This window comes from Pseudopontixanthobacter vadosimaris, from assembly GCF_012979275.1.
Lineage (GTDB): Bacteria > Pseudomonadota > Alphaproteobacteria > Sphingomonadales > Sphingomonadaceae > Pseudopontixanthobacter > Pseudopontixanthobacter vadosimaris.
In genome coordinates, this window is record NZ_JABASZ010000003.1 from 48,845 (window position 1) to 65,733 (window position 16,889).

A 16,889-nucleotide genomic window follows, 5' to 3' on the forward strand; every position below is an offset into this window, starting at 1 on the left:
GCAAGGTGCATTTGTCAATGCCTCGATGGCCGGCTGGCAATGCGCCGCATGCTCAAAGCTGCGATCGGTTAAGCGCCAGAATACGGCCGTACGCCCGCTCCGCCGCCGCTTCGTCATAGGCGGGGGAATCCAGCACCGTCCAGCCGTGATCGGCGGGATAGACTTCGATCTCGGCCGGAACGCCCGCTGCCTGCGCCGCCTGCCGCAGCGCGGTCTTGACCTGCGGATCCTTGGCATCGTCATTCTGCGCGATGGCGAAAAGATACGCGGCCTTGCTGTCGTCCAGCAGCCGGTGCGGGCTCATCTCGCCCTCTCGCACCAGCCCGCCGCCATGCAGCGACGCCGCCGCTCTTACGCGGGACGGAACGGCAGCGGCGGTATAGACGGTGAACGGCCCGCCCATGCAATAGCCCTGCGTTCCGATGCCGCGCGTGGTGTCCACCGCCTCCTGCCCGTCCATCCAGGCGATGGCCGCGGTGGCATCGCGCATGATCGCCTGCGGGCCGAGCATCTTGCGCAAGGCGCCCGCCTTCCCAAACCCGTCGTCGCGCTGAAAGGCCGCGAAATCGTTCCATAGCGGCGCGCGCCGGCTGCGATAATACTGGTTTACGACCAGAACGGCATAGCCTTCACTCGCAAGCCGCCGCGCCATGACCATGAAGGCTTCGCGCAGGCCGGCGATGTCGGGCCACAGGAGCACGCCGGGGTGCCGTTCGCCGGCAGGATGGACGAAGAAGGCATCCATCTGCCCGTCGGGCGTGGCGAAGGCCACCGTGCTTTCGGTCAGCCTGCCAGTCGCTTCGTCGCCATCCAGCATCGTGCCGGTCGCGGAACAGGCGGTCAGCGAAGCCGCGGCTCCGGCCACGCCAAAACCGGCGAATTGCCTGCGGTTCAGCGCCTTCCAGTCGAAACCCGCCAGATCCTGTTCATCGCACATCGTCGCTGCTCCCTCCGCCACCATTCCGGTTTGCATGGCTGCTGCGGATGGTAGCAGGCTGGCCGGCAGCGTCCAGCAGCGGCTTCGGCGATGGTTCGTCCGCTGCGGTTTCGCTTGCCCCGACCCGCGGCATTTGCGAGTCTGTAAGGCATGCCGAACAAGAAGGTGACCGGGTGAAATCTGTTCTGGGCTGGCTTGGCCGGCGGACCCTGCTCTATTTGGCCATCGTCGCGGCGCTGGGTTTCTACGTCCTCGTCTGGCCCACGGCCTCGACCTATGTGGGCCAGGGATCGCTCCGGCAGGACATCGCATCGGGCGAGAGCCTGGGCGCGCAGACGCGGAGCGCGCTGGCCGCTTCCGTCAGCCGCTGGGAAGCGCTGGGCGAGAATATCGAAACCCTGCCGGGCGATGCCGTCGCCGCTCGCCTGAAGGCAGCGCAATCCGATCTGGATCGTTTGCAGGCGGAGGACAGGGAGGGCGGCGGCTGGCTGGACTCGGTTCGCCCCAGCCGCATTGTCGACAACTATCGGCGCAAATTGCAGATCGGCCTGCTGACACGGGAAATCGGCCTGCTGCAGGCGGCGCGCAGCCGCCAGGCAGCCAGCGCGGCGCTGGCTCCGCTGGCGCAGGTACCTACGCAGCGGGCGATCGCCACGGCAGAGGCGCGCTGCACCCGTGCCGCCAGGGATTTGCAGAATCACAATCGCCGCAACCCGGTGGATCGTACGGCGCGGGACTGGATTTACGGTCAGGGCCCGCAGCTGGAAGAACGGCGCGACGATCAATGCAGGCTGGCCGAAACGCTGTCCTCGCGGCGCGAGGCTGGGATCGCTGCGGCGCGTACTCTCATGCAGGCAAATGCCCGCTACGATGCCCTGGCGGCGCAATCCGCCGATGCGCTGCGGCAGGTGAATTCGGGCGCAGGCCAGGCCACCCTGCGCGATCTTATGGAGAAAGCGGCGCTGCTGCTGATCGGCATATTACTGGCGCCCTATGCTATCCGGCTGCTGTTCTGGTTCGTGCTTGCACCCATGGCGATGCGCAGGGGTGCCATCCGCGTCGCAGTGCCCGGCGGGCGCGGGCCGCCTGTCAGGCAGAGCACACCTTCCGCCGTGTCGACCGCGATCGTCCTCCAGCCCGGCGAGGAATTGCTGGTACGGCAGAATTATCTGCAGACCCTGTCCGAAGCGGTGGAAAGCCGCACGAAATGGCTGCTGGATGCAAGACACCCGCTGTCCAGCATGGCGAGCGGCATGATGTTCCTCACCCGGATCAGAGGCGACGGGCAGGAACTGACCGTCTCGGATACGCAGAACGCCTTTGCCGAGGTGGCCATCATCGACCTGCCCGCCGGTTCCGCCTGCGTATTGCAGCCGCGCGCGCTGGCGGCGGTGGTGCAGCAGCGGAATGCACCGATGCGGATCACCAGCCATTGGCGGCTGTTTTCGCTCAACGCCTGGCTGACCATGCAATTGCGCTTCCTGGTGTTCCACGGCCCCGCGCGGCTGGTGCTGAAAGGCGGACGCGGCGTGCGGGTGGAGCCGGCGGCGGAAGGGCGCATCCTTGGGCAGGAGCAGATGGTCGGCTTTTCTGCCGATCTTGCCTATTCCGTCACTCGCAACGAGACCTTCTGGCCCTATTTTCTCGGCAAGGAGAGCTTGTTGAAAGACAGGGTTCGCGGCGGCGAAGGCGTGTTGATCGTCGAGGAATCGCCCTTGGCCTCCCAGCGCGGCGGGGTTCGCGGCGGGCTGGAAGGCATGGTGGATGCCGGGTTGAAGGCTTTCGGCCTCTAGTTCCGCGCTCCCGATCCGGGCCTCAGTGCCGCTGCAGAGCCTCTTCGCACTGGCCCATCAGATCGGCGATAATCGTGGCGACGGGTTCCTCCGCCTTGACCATGCCGACCGACTGGCCGGCCATCAGGCTGCCATTCTCGACATCGCCGTCGATGACCGCGCGGCGCAAGGCACCTGCCCAGTAATGTTCGATCTGCAATTGCGCCTCGGCCATCTCGATTTCCTTGCGGTCGAGGACACCGGCCACGTCGCGCTGCTTGCCGGTGAAGGCTTCCGTTCCCTTGTTCTTCAGGGCGCGGACGGGGATCACCGGCAGCCGGGCATCGACCTGCACGCTGGCGACAGCATCGCGGGCATTGGCGCGGAAAAACGCCTTCTTGAAATCGGGATGGGCGATGCTTTCCGTCGCGCAGGCGAAGCGGGTGCCAAGCTGCACGCCCACCGCACCCATTTCCAGATATCCGGCAATCGCCTCGCCCCGGCCGATGCCGCCGGCAACGAAGACGAGGTGGTCTTCGCCGATCTCGGGCAGGAATTCCTGCGCCAGCACGCTGGTGGAGACGGGGCCGATGTGCCCGCCCGCCTCCATGCCTTCGATCACCAGCGCATCGCCGCCGGAACGCAGTAATTTCTTCGCCAGCGCCAGCGTGGGGGCGAACACGATGACCTTCGCGCCGAAAGCCTTGATCGCCTCGACACTGCCCTTGGGCGGAATACCGCCGGCCAGCACGACATGCGTCACGTCATGCTTCGCGCAGACAGCGATCAGGTCGGTCAAATCGGGGTGCATGGTGATAAGATTCACGCCGAAGGGCTTGTCGGTCAGCGCACGCGTCGCCGCGATCTCGCGGTCGAGCAGATCGGGCGTCATCGCTCCGCAGGCGATGATGCCGAAGCCGCCCGCATTGCTGATGGCGGACACGAGATTACGTTCCGACACCCAGCTCATCGCCCCGCACATGATCGCATACTTGCTGCCGAGAAATTCGGCACCGCGCCGCATCAACGCCTTGCTCTTCGCAAAATCCTGTGTCGCCTGATCGCTCATCTGTCCGGTACCGTCCTGCGTTCCGTCCGGCGCATGAAGGCGCGGGATTCTTGGTTCCGGCGCTTAGGCAAAGCCACCCCGGCCTGCAAGCGCGCCGCTTTTTGCGGAAACTCACCCGCCGCCATGCGTTGGCAAGACGAAACACCCGTCAGAGGATGATATCGATATGGCCCGAACCACCATCAACCGCCCCGCCCCCTTCATCGCCCTCGCGGCACTCGCCGCCGGCAGTCTCGCGCTGGCGGCCTGCGACAGCGGGCAGGAGCTTGGCGAGACGGAGGTGGATGCCGTCCAGCCTGCCGATGCTCCCGATGCGGCGACCGGCATCACTGCCGAAGCGCTGGAGGCAAACCAGATCATCTCGCGCGCCGGGGTGCTGGCGCAGCAATTGAGCCAGCCCGCCCCGCTGAACGACGAAGGCGAATGGATCGCCGAATTGCAGGACCTGGTGCGGAACAGGGCCGCAGACTTGCCGGACGGCCTCGCCGCGCGCCTGATGCCGGAACTCGACGCCCTCGTCGCCGCCCATCAGGCGAATGACGAACAGGCTCGGCGGGCCGCGGCGCAGGCGATCGTCGTCACCCTGCGGCAGGCGGCGCCGGTCGGCGGGGAGGTCTGACCGGCCTGCGGCCAAAAGCGTCCGACGACGCGCTCAGGCAGCCTCGTCCGCAGCATCCAGCCCATAGGCGGTGTGCAGCACGCGAACGGCGAGTTCGGTTTCGTCCTCGTCGATCATCACGCTGACCTTGATCTCGCTGGTGGTGATCGCCTGAATGTTGATGCCGCGATCGGCCAGCGCCTGGAACATGGTGGCGGCGACGCCCGCATGGCTCTTCATGCCGACGCCCACGACGCTGATCTTGGCGATATGGCTGTCGGTGATGATGCGGTTGAACCCGATATTGCCGCGCTTGTCCTCCAGCAGGGCCTGCGCCCGCGCGAGGTCGGACTGCGGCACGGTGAAGGTGACGTCGGTCTCGCCCTTGTCGCGGCCGACGTTCTGGATGATCATGTCGACATTGATCGAGGCATTGGCCAGCGGTTCGAAGATATGCGCCACCGCGCCGGGTTTGTCCGGAACGCGGGTGAGGATGATCTTCGCCTCGTTCTTGTCATGCGCGATGCCGGTTACGTGCTGGCGTTCCATGTGGCCATCCTCCAGAATTCGGGTCATTTCCTCGTCCGACACGATCAGCGTGCCGGGCAGATCGTCGGCAGGGGTGGCATCGTCATCGACGAAGGAGGACAGGACCTGCACCCGCACGCCTTCCTTCATGGCAAGGCCGACCGAGCGGGTCTGCAACACTTTCGCGCCGACGCTGGCGAGTTCCAGCATCTCCTCATACGTCACCGCCTTCAGCTTGCGGGCCTTGGCAACGATGCGCGGGTCGGTGGTGTAGACCCCGTCGACATCGGTGTAGATATCACAGCGATCCGCCTTCAGGGCGGCAGCGACGGCGACGGCGGAGGTATCCGATCCGCCCCGCCCCAGCGTGGTGACGCGGCCTTCCTCGGACACGCCCTGAAACCCCGGAATGACGGCGATCTCGCCCCGCTCCATCGCGGAGATCATGGACGCGGCATCGATACTGGCGACGCGCGCGCTGGCATGGGCGGACACGGTCTTCATCGGCATCTGCCAGCCGAGCCAGCTGCGCGCCTTGCAGCCCAGCGATTGCAGCGTCAGCGCCAGCAGGCCCGATGTGACCTGTTCGCCGCTGGCCACCACCACATCATATTCGGCGGGGTCGTAAAGGGCGTTCGCCTCGCGGCAGAAATTCACCAGCCGGTCCGTCTCGCCCGCCATGGCGCTGACCACGACCGCCACCTGATTGCCGTTCGCGGCCTGGCGGCGGACGATATTGGCCACGCGGCGGATCCGTTCCGTTCCGGCCATCGACGTGCCGCCGAATTTCATCACGATGCGGGCCAAGATCTCACCTTTCATCGGGCTTTCACGCAACGCGCAGGAGGTGCTGGGCGCAGGAGGTGCTGGCGCGGGCGTTGCGGCGCTGTTAGGATGCGGCCATGTCCGATGCAACCGTATCAAATGTAAGCCGCGGCACACCGCAGCTTGGCCCCGGTGTGACGATCAGGCCGGAAGAGGCGGCTCATTTCGGCAGTCTGGCCGCCGAATGGTGGGATCCCAGCGGCTCTTCCGCCATGCTCCACCGGCTGAACCCGGTGCGCCTGCGGTTCCTGCGCGATGCCGTGGACAGGCATTGGGGCGGCAATGTCGAGACGACGCAGCCGCTGGAGGACAAGCGCGCACTGGATGTCGGATGCGGCGCGGGTCTGTTGTGCGAACCGCTGCGGCGGATGGGCGCGGAGGTGACCGGCGTCGATGCCTCGGCGCAGAACATCGCCGCCGCCATGGCCCATGCCGAGGGGGGCGGGCTCGACATCGATTACCGGGCGGGCGAGCTTGGCAGCCTTGGCCTCGGCACTTTCGATCTGGTCACCTGCCTCGAAGTGATCGAACATGTCGCGGACAAGCAGCGTTTCCTGGCGCAATTGGTCGGACATCTGGCGCCGGACGGTTTGATGGTGCTGTCTACCCCCAACCGCACCGCACGATCGCGGCTGCTGATGGTGGAAGGGGCGGAACGGCTGGGACTGATCCCGCGCGGAACCCACGACTGGTCGGATTTCGTGACGCCCGAAGAATTGACCGATCTATGCGAAATCGCGGGCCTCACCGTCACCTCGACGCAGGGTATCGCCTTTTCGCCGACGAAAGGCCTGCACCTGTCCGACGATCTGGCGCTGAACTACATTGTCACCGCCCGCCGGCGCGGCCCGCCCGCGCTTTAGCCTTTTTCGGGCTATTGGCCGTCAGTGGTTCGCCTGCATATCCTCGGGCACGTCGTCCGAGGGATGAAAATAGAGCGGCAGGCAGCGCTCCACCAGAAGACCGCCGGTGATGGCAAGATCGTCCTTATCGCATCAGGCAAGATCGTCCTTATCGCATCAGGCAAGATCGTTTTCCCAGATGCTTTGCGTGAACCCGACCAGCACGCGCTGCGCCTTCACCGCGACGGGGCGCTTGATCAGCGTCGGATGCGCCTGCATCAGCCGCAGCGCCTTGGCCCGGTCCATGTCCTCCCGGTCGGCTTCGTCCAGATTGCGGAACGTCGTGCTGCGCCGGTTCAGCAGCACCTCCCAGCCGACCGCATCGGCCCATTCCTCCAGATCGTCTGCGGGCACACCGTCGCTGCGCAGATCGTGGAACCTGTATTCGACACCCTCCGCTTCCAGCCATTTGCGCGCCTTGCGAACCGTGTCGCAATTGGAGATGCCGTAGATATCGACCATAGTTACCGCTGCTTCGCCGCCCCGCCATTACTTCGCCTGTCGCTCTTCCCTGCACAATGCGCGAGATGTCGGCAATATCCCGTTCGATGCGCGAAATGACGACGTGCCATGCTGCTCGAAACACCGAGGTTCTGCAGGCGGTGGATACGAGCGGGACCTCAGGCCTGCCGCGCCTTCGCCTGGCGCGGAGCAACGCCGCAGATGAAACTGGCTATCGAAAGGGCGCGCGACAGCCGGCAAGAAAAACACTTCTATGGCCGTCAACCGGCTGGTAGTGGCACGGAAGATCGCCACAGGCAGCATCCGGCCAACCCGCGGGACGAGCCGGTCCGGGGCGGCGTGGCTCGATATGTCCGGGGTTCACCATGACGATCATATCCATCATCGCCGGACTGGTCCTGCTCGCCATCGGCGGTGACGTTCTCGTGCGCGGCGCAGTCGCCGTTTCGGAAAGGATGGGCGTATCGCCGCTGCTGGCCGGTCTCACCATTGTCGGCTTTGGCACATCGATGCCGGAACTGGTGACCAGCCTTTTCGCGGCCTTCGATGGTGCGCCCGGAATATCGGTGGGCAATGTGGTCGGCTCCAACATTGCCAATATCCTGCTGATCCTCGGCGTCTCGGGCCTGATCCTGCCGCTCGCCATTGACCCGGCCGCGTTTCGCCGTGACGGTTTGGCGCTGGCGGTGGCGACACTGGCCTGCATCGGCGCGGTGATGCTGGGGTATCTCAGCCGTCCTGTAGGCCTCGCGCTGCTGGCCCTGCTGGTCGCCTATATCGTCTGGGCCTGTCGCAGCGAGACGCTCAGCCCCGATGCCGAAGCCGCGATGCATGAACATGTCGTGGCCGAATTGAAGCCGGCGGGCATGAGCCTGATGGCAGCCCTGGGCCTCGCTGTTGCGGGGATCGTCGGCACGATCATCGGCGCGCGCCTGCTGGTCGACGGCGCGATCGAGATCGCGCGTGACATGGGCGTGACCGAAACCGTGATCGGCCTCACCGTCGTCGCCATCGGCACGTCGCTTCCCGAACTGGTCGCCTGCGTCATCGCGGCGCTGAGGCGTCATGCGGATGTGGCGCTGGGCAATGTCATCGGATCGAACATCTACAATCTGCTCGGCATTCTGGGCATGACTGCCGTGGTTCACCCGATCGAGGTTCCTGCGAAAATAGCAGCATTCGACATCTGGGTCCTGCTTGGCGTGACTGTCCTTCTCGGTATTTTCCTGCGGACGGGCTGGACGCTGAAGCGGTGGGAAGGCGGCGTGTTCCTTGGCCTCTATGCCGCTTATCTCGCGTTCCTGGCGCTCTAGATCGACCAGCCGGCCGGGCCGTCTGCTACGAACCACCCGCAGGGCGCGACATGCAAAAGGCGCGGGAAGCATCCGCCTCCCGCGCCTCTCGATATCATCGGTCGTTCGCTTATGCGGGCAGCGCGGCCTTGGCCTGCCTGATGATGCCGGCGAAGGCCGGACCTTCGTTCATGGCGAGGTCGGCCATGACCTTGCGGTCGAGCTCGATCCCGGCCAGCTTCACGCCGTGCATGAACTGCGAATAGGTCAGGCCTTCGGCGCGCACCGCGGCGTTGATGCGCTGGATCCATAGGGCGCGGAAGGTGCGCTTCTTCACCTTGCGGTCGCGATAGGCGTATTGGCCGGCCTTTTCGACGGCCTGCCGCGCAACGCGGATGGTGTTCTTGCGGCGGCCGCGATAGCCCTTCGCCTTGTCGAGAAGGCGCTTGTGCTTCAGGCGCGTGGTCGTGCCGCGTTTGATACGTGTCATGTGCTCAATACTCCGTCAGGTCAGCGAGGCCGGCTCAGTCGAGGCCGTAGGGCGCCCATTTCTTCACGGCGGCCCAGTCGGCCTTCGCAAGGACATCGGTGCCGCGGTTCTGGCGGATATATTTGGCTTTGTGATGCGTCAGGCGGTGGCGCTTGCCGGCAACACCGTGCTTCACCTTGCCGGTGGCGGTGAGCTTGAAGCGTTTCTTGACGCCGCTCTTGGTCTTCAGCTTGGGCATTTCGGTCTCCTTCGCAAGAGACACGTCCGACCGGCCATGGCAGCCCTTACAGCCAGGCAGGCGGGGAATTACGTGTCCGTGAAGCGTGCGCCCTTACCGGCATGTCCTGCCGATGGCAAGTCCCGAGGACGCGCGCAGGATCATCCGTGGTAGATCATCTTGCGGGTCATTCCGCCGTCGATGACGATGCGCGTGCCCGTAACGAATCCGGCACCCACCAGATATTCGACGCATCCGGCGATGTCTGCCACGGTGCCGATCCGGCCAGCAGGATGCTGCGACTTCGCACTTTCGGTGTGTTCGCCCTGCTCGCGCTCCGCTGCCTTCTGCATGGGTCCGGTTTCGATCCAGCCGGGCAGAATGGCATTGACGCGAATGTCAGGGCCGAGGCTGACCGCCATGGCGTGAGTTAGCGCGTCGATGCCGCCCTTGGCCGCGGCATAGGCGAAGCTCTCCGGTTCGCTCATCAGCGAGCGAGTGGAGGAGATGTTGACGATGCTCGCGCCTGCGCCCCGCCGCAGCAGCGGCAGCGCGGCGCGGCTGCACAGGAAGGCGGCGGTCAGGCTGGCGTCCATCCAGCGGTTCCAGTCGGCGAGCGAGACCTTTTCCAGCGGGCCGCAATAAGGGTCGGCGATGCCCGCATTGTTGACGAGGCAAAAGAGCGGCGCGTCCTTCAGCCAGCCTTCCAGCGCGGCGAAGGCCTGCTCCACTTCGCCCTCGACACCCGCATCGCATTGCAGCGCAAGGCAATCGCCGGCAGGGAACATCGCGCGCAGTTCGGCCAGGGCTTCCCTGTCGCGGTCGAGAACGCAGGCGCGCCAGCCCATGTCGCGGAAATGCAGGAGAATGCCGCGCCCGATCCCGGCTGCGCCGCCCGTGATAAGTATCGTTTGCCGCGTCTCGTCCATCGGGAATCAACCCGCCGCATTGAGTGCGGCGACCACGTCCTCCAGCCGAGCCGGATCGCCCAGCGCCAACACATGGCCCTCGCTTCCGGCGCTCAACGGCTCACCCGCCCAGTCGCACATTATGCCGCCTGCACCCTCCACCACCGGCACCAGCGCGGCCCAGTCGTACAGCTTCAGCCCGGCCTCGCACACGACGTCCAGATGGCCCGACGCGAGCATGGCGTAATTGTAGCAATCGCCGCCCATGACCATCCGCTTGTGATCGGTCTGCCCGGCCAGCGCCATGAACTGCGCGCCTTCATGCGGATTGAAATAATGCGGCCCGGTGGTGGCGAGGCTGGCTGCCGATAATTCACGGCAGGCGCGGGTGGTCGCGGGTATGCCGTTGAACAGCGTCGGACGCCCGGTCGCCCCGACCCAGCGCTCGCCGATAATGGGCTGGTCGATCAGGCCCAGCACCGGCCAGCCGTCGACGAGCAGGGCGACGAGCGTGCCGAAGATGGGCCGCCCGGCGATGAAGCCGACCGTGCCATCGATCGGGTCCAATACCCATTCGCGGCCCGAACTGCCGCTTTCGGTGCCGAATTCCTCGCCCACGATGCCGTCCTGCGGCATTTCCGCCTGCAAGATCGCGCGCGTGGCCGATTCGGCGGCGCGATCGGCTTCGGTAACGGGCGAGGCATCACCCTTGCGCTCGGCATCGACCTTGCGAAAATGCGGGCGAATGGCGGCCCCCGCCGCATCGGCGAGCCGGTGGGCGAGAGCGATTTCCTGATCCAGTTTCATCGCCGCTCCTTCGCCCTTGCCGAGGCGCGGGTCAACCGGCCCGCCGCTTTAGTCGAACAGCGAAGAGACGCTGGATTCATCCGCGATGCGGCGCACGGCTTCCCCGATCAGCGGGGCCACGGTCAGGATACGGATGCGGTCGGAATCGGTGGCGGCATCGGTGGGCCGGATGGTGTCGGTGATGACCAGTTCCTTCAGGCTGGAGGAATTGATCCGCGCAACCGCCCCGCCAGACAACACGCCGTGCGTAATATAGGCGGTGACGCTTTTCGCGCCCTGGTCGAGCAGCGCCTGCGCCGCGTTGCACAAGGTGCCGCCCGAATCGACGATATCGTCGATCAGGATGCAGGCGCGCCCCGCCACGTCGCCGATGATATTCATTACTTCCGATTCGCCGGCCCGTTCACGGCGCTTGTCGACGATGGCGAGCGGCGCATTGTCGAGGCGCTTGGCCAAAGCGCGGGCGCGCACCACGCCGCCGACATCGGGCGATACGACCATCAGGTCGTCCTCGCCATAACGGGCCTGGATGTCGGCCGCCATGACTGGCGCGGCATAGAGATTGTCGGTCGGAATATCGAAGAAGCCCTGGATCTGCCCGGCATGGAGATCGACCGACAGCACCCGGTCGGCGCCTGCCTCGGTAATCAGATTCGCCACCAGCTTGGCCGAGATCGGCGTGCGCGGGCCGGGTTTGCGGTCCTGCCGCGCATAGCCGAAATAGGGAACGACCGCCGTGATCCTGCGGGCGGAGGCACGGCGCAGCGCGTCGATGCCGATCAGCAGTTCCATCAGGTTGTCATTGGCGGGAAAGCTGGAGGACTGGACGATGAAGACATCCTCGCCCCGGACGTTCTCGTGAATCTCGATGAAGATCTCCTCATCCGCAAACCGCCGGACGCTCGCGTCGGTCAGCGGAAGTTCGAGATAGCCTGCAATCGCGCGGGCGAGCGGCAGGTTGGAGTTGCCGGCCATGATCTTCATGCAGATGCTCCATATTCGCGAGGTAGGGTCTTGCAGCGTCTCTACGGTGCGCTGTCTTCAGGATGCAACAGGAACGCCGCCATGCGGTGCGGCGATGCCCATGCTCAGCCGAGCCGGTGTTCGCCCTTGATCCAGCGCACGGTGCCCGAACTCGCGCGCATCACGACGCTTTCGGTCGTCATCGTCCCGTCGCGGCGCATTTTTACGCCTTCGAGCAGTGAGCCTGAGGTCACGCCGGTCGCCGCAAAGATGCAATCGCCTTTCGCCAGCTCCTCGAGCTTGTAGATGCGCCCGAAATCCTTTTCCTCGATGCCCCATTTACGGGCGCGGGCCTTCTCGTCATCGTTGCGGAAGACGAGGCGGCCGTTGAACTGTCCGCCGACGCAGCGCAGCGCCGCTGCCGCCAGCACGCCTTCGGGCGCGCCGCCCTGCCCCATGTAGAGGTCGATCCCCGTGTCCGGGTTCGTCACTGCAATCACCCCGGCAACATCGCCGTCCGAGATCATGTGAATGCCGCAGCCGAGGCTGCGCAGTTCCGCGATGATGTCGGCATGGCGCGGGCGGTCGAGCACGCAGACGGTGATGTCGGCGGGCTTCACGCCCTTGGCCTTCGCCACGGCATTGACGTTTTCCGTAACGCTTTTCTCAAGGCTGATGATGCCTTCGGGATAGCCCGGCCCCACGGCCAGCTTGTCCATATAGGTATCCGGTGCGTTCAGCAGGCACCCGGCCTCGGCAGCGGCCAGCACGGCCAGCGCATTCGGGCCGGCCATGGCGGTGATGGTGGTGCCTTCCAGCGGATCGAGCGCGATGTCGATCTTCGGGCCCTTGCCCGGCGCGCCGCCCACTTTCTCGCCGATATAGAGCATCGGCGCTTCGTCGCGCTCGCCTTCGCCGATGACGACCGTGCCGTCCATGTAGAGTTCGTCGAAAGCCTTCCGCATGGCTTCGACCGCTGCGTGATCGGCGGCCTTTTCATCGCCCCGACCGATCAGCTTCGACGCGGCGACGGCGGCGGCTTCGGTGACGCGCACCATTTCGAGGACGAGCACACGGTCAAGTGTGCTGCTTTTCTTCACGGCGGCGGATGTCGTATCATTCATGGCGGATTAACTCCCCGGAAGGCTGGTGTGGCAGGCGCTTAAACGGGGGATCATGCAATGTCGAGAACCGCCGCGCGCGATTTGGCCGGGGCGATGCTTCTGGCAGGTATCTATGCCATTTGGCCCATGGCCCCGCTCCATGCGCAGGAGGCCCGCACTTCTGCTGCTTCGCCCGTCATCACGGCCGAGGATGCGCTGGAGGCGTCCCGCACCATCTATGGGCCGCCGAAGCCGAAGGATTGCGGGCCTGCTGCGGATGGCGAGATCGTCGTCTGCGGGCGGCCCGTCGACAATGAACAGTTCAGGGTGGAATCCGATACGGACAGCGGCCAGGCGATCGGCGATGGTGTGCCGCGCCCGCCCGATGTGGCCGGCGAATATATCTTCAGGGGACCGGCGACCGTCGGCGGCCTGTGCGGCTTCGGACTGAAGGGTTGCCCGCCGCCGCCGATCTATATCGTCGATTTCGAAGCGCTGCCTGACGCGCCGCCGGGATCCGATGCCGATCGCATATCGCGCGGATTACCGCCGCGCGGCAACGACGGTGGCCGCGCGGCTCCGGCCACGGGAGCAGCCGCAGAGCCTGCCGCGGATTGATCGCGATCAGGCCTTCAGGATCGGCATGACCAGCGGCGGCGCGGTTAGGCTGTCCGACCCGTCGAGCAGGGCGACGGCAGCGTCGACGCAGCGTTGCGGCCCCTCATGCGTCACCAGCGCCACCAGCACTTCGCCGCCTTCGTCGGGGCGGCCTTTCTGGATCAGGCTTTCGATGGAAACGCCGGCATCGCGGGTCGCCGTCGCGATTTCGGCCAGCACGCCGGGCCGGTCGGCCACCGTCAGGCGCAGATAGGTGCGGCCCGTCCGGTCGCCCGGGTCGGCAGGAATCATGGGCGCAAGCTGATCCACCGGCACGGAGAAGGGCGGCGAAACATCGCCCCGCGCAATGTCGATCAGGTCGGCGACGACCGCGCTTGCGGTCGGTCCGTCGCCCGCACCGGCGCCCTGGAACAGCAGGCGCCCGACGAAATCGCCTTCCGCGACCACGGCGTTCGTCGGCCCCGAAACATGGGCGAGCGGGTGATGCCTGGGCACGAGGCAGGGCCGCACCCGCTGCAACAGTTGGTCCGGACCTCCCTCGCTGCCTTCTTCGGTATCGGCGATGCCGATCAGGCGAATGACAAAGCCGAGCGCATCGGCCTGCGCAATGTCCGCCGCGCGGATGGCGGAAATGCCTTCGCAATGCACCGCCGCGAAATCGATTTTCGCGCCGAAACCGATGGCGGCGAGGATCGCCAGCTTGTGCGCGGCGTCCACCCCTTCGATATCGAAGCCGGGATCCGCTTCGGCATAGCCGAGCGCCTGCGCTTCGGCGAGGGTTTCCGCGAAGTCCGCGCCACTCTCCTCCATCTTCGACAGGATATAATTGCAGGTGCCGTTCAGGATGCCGTAGATCCGCGCCACGCGATTGGCGGACGCCCCTTCGCGCAGGCCTTTCACCACGGGAATGCCTCCGGCCACGGCAGCTTCGAATTTCAGCGCCGCGCCGCTCGCCGCCGCGGCCTCGGCCAGTTCCAGCCCGTGATGCGCGATCATCGCCTTGTTCGCGGTGACAAGGCCCTTGCCCGCCGCCAGGGCGCTGCGCGCAAGGTTCAGCGCCAACCCGTCCGACCCGCCGACCAGTTCGACGACGATATCGACATCGCCCCGCCCCGCCATCGCTACCATGTCGTCTTCCCAGGCGAAGCCCGAAAGATCCACGCCCCGGTCCCGGTTCCGGTCCCGGGCGCTGACCGCCACGATGTCCAGCTCGCGCCCGGCGCGCGCGGCGATTAGATCGGCATTGGCGGAGAGGATGCGCAGCACCCCGGCGCCCACCGTGCCGAGACCTGCAAGGGCGACGCGCAGCGGCGGATTGGACTGTCCGCTCATACCGGTTCCGCCTCTGCATCGACCACCGCCCCGCCGGTCAGCTGCGCCCGCACCGCGTCGGGAATCCGCTGCGGGCTGCCGCCGGGCCTGTCGATATGGACGCTGGTGAGTTCGATCTCGGTACGCGGAGCGGCATCGGCGGGATCGTCCCGGTGATGCAGATCGATATGCATCACCATGCTGCTGTTGCCGAACCGAGCGACATGGATCTTGCCCACGATCATGTCGTCGACGCCGAAGGGGCGGCGATAGTTCACCTCCGCCCGGGCGACGTGGAATTCGATATCGCCTTCGGTGCCTGCGCCCAACCCGCGGTCGCGGAAGAAGGCGCTGACCATGACATCGGCATATTCGAGATAGCGCGAATTGAACACCACCGCCTGGGCATCGACTTCGGAATAGCGCACGCGGAAGCTGTGGGTGAATGCTGTCATGCCGCGCGCCCTAGCGCGGGCGGCGCGATGGATGGAACCACTTTGTCTTTAGGGGGCCATGGCCATTGTTGACGCCGGGCCGTTCGCCCGGCGTTGATCCCAGCGCTCAGCGGGTGCGCCTGCAATCGCCCAGCTGTTGCAGCACGAAGGCGTAATCCTGCGCGGTGCGGGCGCGGGATGCCGGATCGCGCGACAGATTGGCCTGCCCCGGCAATTCCGCCGGAAGCGAGCAGGCGAGCCGGTACCATTCCAGCGTGCCGGGCTGCGGGGCTGTTGCCGCCTGATCGACGATCTCGGTCCAGGACACGCCCCAGCGCGGCGCCATGTTCGGGCGCCGCAGAACGCTGAGCGATACGGGTCCGTCCTTTTCAGTGTTCAGGAAGAACTGGGTTTCCGATTCGCCGACCAGATTGCCTTCGACCGACAGGGCATCGCGCACGGAGGTAATGCGCGGAGGCGCATCGGGCGCGAGCATGGCGGCGACGATCGGGCGCAGGCGCGCCTCCAGCTCAGGCGTCCAGGCCAGCTGCGCGGTCGGATTCACCAGCTGGATTTCGTCCGCCCGTCCAGGTGCCGTGCGGGCGAACAGCAGAACCCGCGACTTCTTCAGCTTCGGAACGCGGCCTTTCGCATTCACCGGCACGTCGACGAGATATTTCAGCTTCTCGCCGACCGGCGCCCTTCCGGCCAACAGGGCCTCCGTCTCGGCCTCGACATACAGGCGGCGATGATTGGCGGCGACACCGCGCGCACGCTCCGCCGGCAGTTCCGCGACCTGGCGAATGCGGGCGCGCAGGATGGTGGGGTTGCCATCGGCCAGCATCGCGAGATCGGCAAAGGTCGGACCGCTCAAGGCAGCATCATCGTTCAGGGCCGGGGCGGCCGCAGATTGCGCGAATAGCGGGGCCGCCTGCATGGAAGCCAGCATCGCCGCCGCAACTACCGGGATCACGGGCGCTACTTTCCGGCGGGTCCGGCCAGCGGAAGCTGCATCTTCAGCGAAGGGATCGGATCGGGTCATTCTGGCTCGCTCGCATGTTGGTCGGACGGACATCGCGCCGCCCGGAAAAGGGAATCTGTAGTGGAAACCGGCATCTCATCGCCTTCGTTCCAGCAGCATCGTACTGAATTGGCGCTTAATCTGAAAAGCAATTGCGCGGGGTGGGCATCGTGGGTAAGGGTCGGGGTGAATGAGGTTTAGAAAATAATAATACCTCGTTTTTGGCCTTGCCGACCATGGGATCGCACATAGCCGTTTTCCGGTTCAGAACGTTTCATGCGGCGAGGTAGACAGATTGCATCGCCTTCTGGCAGGGCCCTGCAATCGCTGGAACGCTAAAGATGCCGGGCACGACCCGGCCGTGAAGACGGAGTGATGGGACTGAATGGCCTACGCTGACCAAGAGATGAGCACGAACCGCATTGTTGCGCTCGTCGCCGTTGCCTTAATTCATATCGCGATCGGCTATGTGCTCGTCACCGGACTTGCCTTCGAAGCCGTTTCGAAGGTGGTTGAGCGCGTAACGACGGTTGATATCGAGGAACCGCCGCCGCCCGAGCCGGAGCCGGACGAACCCCCGCCGCCCGAACCGCAGCCGCAGCCCGAAACCGCGCCGCCGCCGCCGGTTGCGC

At 65.7% G+C, this 16,889-nt stretch carries 18 protein-coding genes and 1 pseudogene; 6 read left to right on the forward strand and 13 right to left on the reverse strand.

Going from position 1 to position 16,889, the window contains the following annotated elements:
- Nucleotides 1–52: 52 nt before the first annotated feature.
- A complete protein-coding gene (locus HG250_RS00785) occupies nucleotides 53–937 on the reverse strand; it encodes a dienelactone hydrolase family protein (protein WP_170001864.1) in 885 nt (294 codons plus the stop codon).
- Between the two features lie 173 nt (nucleotides 938–1,110).
- Here HG250_RS00785 and HG250_RS13065 point away from each other — a divergent pair, with 173 nt between their 5' ends.
- A complete protein-coding gene (locus HG250_RS13065) occupies nucleotides 1,111–2,730 on the forward strand; it encodes an AIM24 family protein (protein WP_170001866.1) in 1,620 nt (539 codons plus the stop codon).
- Nucleotides 2,731–2,752: 22 nt separating this feature from the next.
- Here the strand turns inward: HG250_RS13065 and HG250_RS00795 are convergent, their stop codons facing one another.
- On the reverse strand, nucleotides 2,753–3,778 hold the full coding sequence (locus HG250_RS00795; protein ID WP_240956828.1) for an NAD(P)H-dependent flavin oxidoreductase: 1,026 nt from the start codon (nucleotides 3,776–3,778) through the stop codon (nucleotides 2,753–2,755).
- A gap of 166 nt (nucleotides 3,779–3,944) precedes the next feature.
- Here HG250_RS00795 and HG250_RS00800 point away from each other — a divergent pair, with 166 nt between their 5' ends.
- Entirely contained in the window at nucleotides 3,945–4,397 is a 453-nt protein-coding gene (locus HG250_RS00800) for a hypothetical protein (protein WP_170001868.1), read from the forward strand.
- Nucleotides 4,398–4,430: 33 nt separating this feature from the next.
- Here the strand turns inward: HG250_RS00800 and HG250_RS00805 are convergent, their stop codons facing one another.
- A complete protein-coding gene (locus tag HG250_RS00805) occupies nucleotides 4,431–5,711 on the reverse strand; it encodes an aspartate kinase (protein WP_420821299.1) in 1,281 nt (426 codons plus the stop codon).
- A gap of 95 nt (nucleotides 5,712–5,806) precedes the next feature.
- On the opposite strand from HG250_RS00805, the gene ubiG reads away from it, so the two are divergent.
- Nucleotides 5,807–6,592: a bifunctional 2-polyprenyl-6-hydroxyphenol methylase/3-demethylubiquinol 3-O-methyltransferase UbiG gene (ubiG, locus tag HG250_RS00810; protein WP_170001870.1), complete on the forward strand. Its 786-nt coding sequence runs from the start codon at nucleotides 5,807–5,809 to the stop codon at nucleotides 6,590–6,592.
- Nucleotides 6,593–6,748: 156 nt separating this feature from the next.
- Here ubiG and HG250_RS00815 read toward each other — a convergent pair whose 3' ends face one another.
- A complete protein-coding gene (locus tag HG250_RS00815) occupies nucleotides 6,749–7,093 on the reverse strand; it encodes an ArsC family reductase (protein ID WP_170001872.1) in 345 nt (114 codons plus the stop codon).
- Between the two features lie 365 nt (nucleotides 7,094–7,458).
- Here HG250_RS00815 and HG250_RS00820 point away from each other — a divergent pair, with 365 nt between their 5' ends.
- Nucleotides 7,459–8,406, forward strand: a complete 948-nt coding sequence (locus HG250_RS00820) for a calcium/sodium antiporter (protein ID WP_170001874.1) — start codon at nucleotides 7,459–7,461, stop codon at nucleotides 8,404–8,406.
- Between the two features lie 109 nt (nucleotides 8,407–8,515).
- Here HG250_RS00820 and rplT read toward each other — a convergent pair whose 3' ends face one another.
- The 6 genes from rplT to glpX form a co-directional block, all read right to left on the reverse strand.
- The gene (gene rplT / locus HG250_RS00825) at nucleotides 8,516–8,875 is read right to left on the reverse strand and encodes a 50S ribosomal protein L20 (RefSeq protein WP_170001876.1); all 360 of its coding nucleotides are present in this window, start codon (nucleotides 8,873–8,875) and stop codon (nucleotides 8,516–8,518) included.
- Between the two features lie 34 nt (nucleotides 8,876–8,909).
- Nucleotides 8,910–9,113 carry a 50S ribosomal protein L35 gene (rpmI, locus tag HG250_RS00830; protein WP_170001878.1) on the reverse strand — a complete coding sequence of 68 codons (204 nt, stop codon included), beginning with the start codon at nucleotides 9,111–9,113 and terminating at the stop codon, nucleotides 8,910–8,912.
- Nucleotides 9,114–9,253: 140 nt separating this feature from the next.
- Nucleotides 9,254–10,021, reverse strand: a complete 768-nt coding sequence (locus HG250_RS00835; protein WP_170001880.1) for an SDR family NAD(P)-dependent oxidoreductase — start codon at nucleotides 10,019–10,021, stop codon at nucleotides 9,254–9,256.
- Nucleotides 10,022–10,027: 6 nt separating this feature from the next.
- On the reverse strand, nucleotides 10,028–10,807 hold the full coding sequence (hisN, locus tag HG250_RS00840; RefSeq protein ID WP_170001882.1) for a histidinol-phosphatase: 780 nt from the start codon (nucleotides 10,805–10,807) through the stop codon (nucleotides 10,028–10,030).
- A 48-nt stretch (nucleotides 10,808–10,855) separates the two neighbouring features.
- Nucleotides 10,856–11,791, reverse strand: a complete 936-nt coding sequence (locus HG250_RS00845) for a ribose-phosphate pyrophosphokinase (RefSeq protein ID WP_170001884.1) — start codon at nucleotides 11,789–11,791, stop codon at nucleotides 10,856–10,858.
- A gap of 104 nt (nucleotides 11,792–11,895) precedes the next feature.
- Nucleotides 11,896–12,894 carry a class II fructose-bisphosphatase gene (gene glpX, locus HG250_RS00850; protein WP_170001886.1) on the reverse strand — a complete coding sequence of 333 codons (999 nt, stop codon included), beginning with the start codon at nucleotides 12,892–12,894 and terminating at the stop codon, nucleotides 11,896–11,898.
- A gap of 57 nt (nucleotides 12,895–12,951) precedes the next feature.
- Here glpX and HG250_RS00855 point away from each other — a divergent pair, with 57 nt between their 5' ends.
- On the forward strand, nucleotides 12,952–13,491 hold the full coding sequence (locus HG250_RS00855; RefSeq protein ID WP_170001888.1) for a hypothetical protein: 540 nt from the start codon (nucleotides 12,952–12,954) through the stop codon (nucleotides 13,489–13,491).
- Between the two features lie 6 nt (nucleotides 13,492–13,497).
- Here HG250_RS00855 and HG250_RS00860 read toward each other — a convergent pair whose 3' ends face one another.
- The 3 genes from HG250_RS00860 to HG250_RS00870 form a co-directional block, all read right to left on the reverse strand.
- Nucleotides 13,498–14,823: a homoserine dehydrogenase gene (locus HG250_RS00860; protein ID WP_170001890.1), complete on the reverse strand. Its 1,326-nt coding sequence runs from the start codon at nucleotides 14,821–14,823 to the stop codon at nucleotides 13,498–13,500.
- The gene (locus HG250_RS00865) at nucleotides 14,820–15,257 is read right to left on the reverse strand and encodes an acyl-CoA thioesterase (protein ID WP_170001892.1); all 438 of its coding nucleotides are present in this window, start codon (nucleotides 15,255–15,257) and stop codon (nucleotides 14,820–14,822) included. Before HG250_RS00865 ends, HG250_RS00860 begins: the two co-directional genes overlap by 4 nt.
- A gap of 106 nt (nucleotides 15,258–15,363) precedes the next feature.
- Nucleotides 15,364–16,209 (reverse strand): hypothetical protein, encoded by an 846-nt coding sequence (locus tag HG250_RS00870; RefSeq protein WP_338103811.1) that lies wholly within the window; start codon nucleotides 16,207–16,209, stop codon nucleotides 15,364–15,366.
- 433 nt (nucleotides 16,210–16,642) lie between these two features.
- On the opposite strand from HG250_RS00870, the pseudogene HG250_RS00875 reads away from it, so the two are divergent.
- A pseudogene (locus tag HG250_RS00875) lies at nucleotides 16,643–16,889 on the forward strand (energy transducer TonB); the annotation flags it as partial.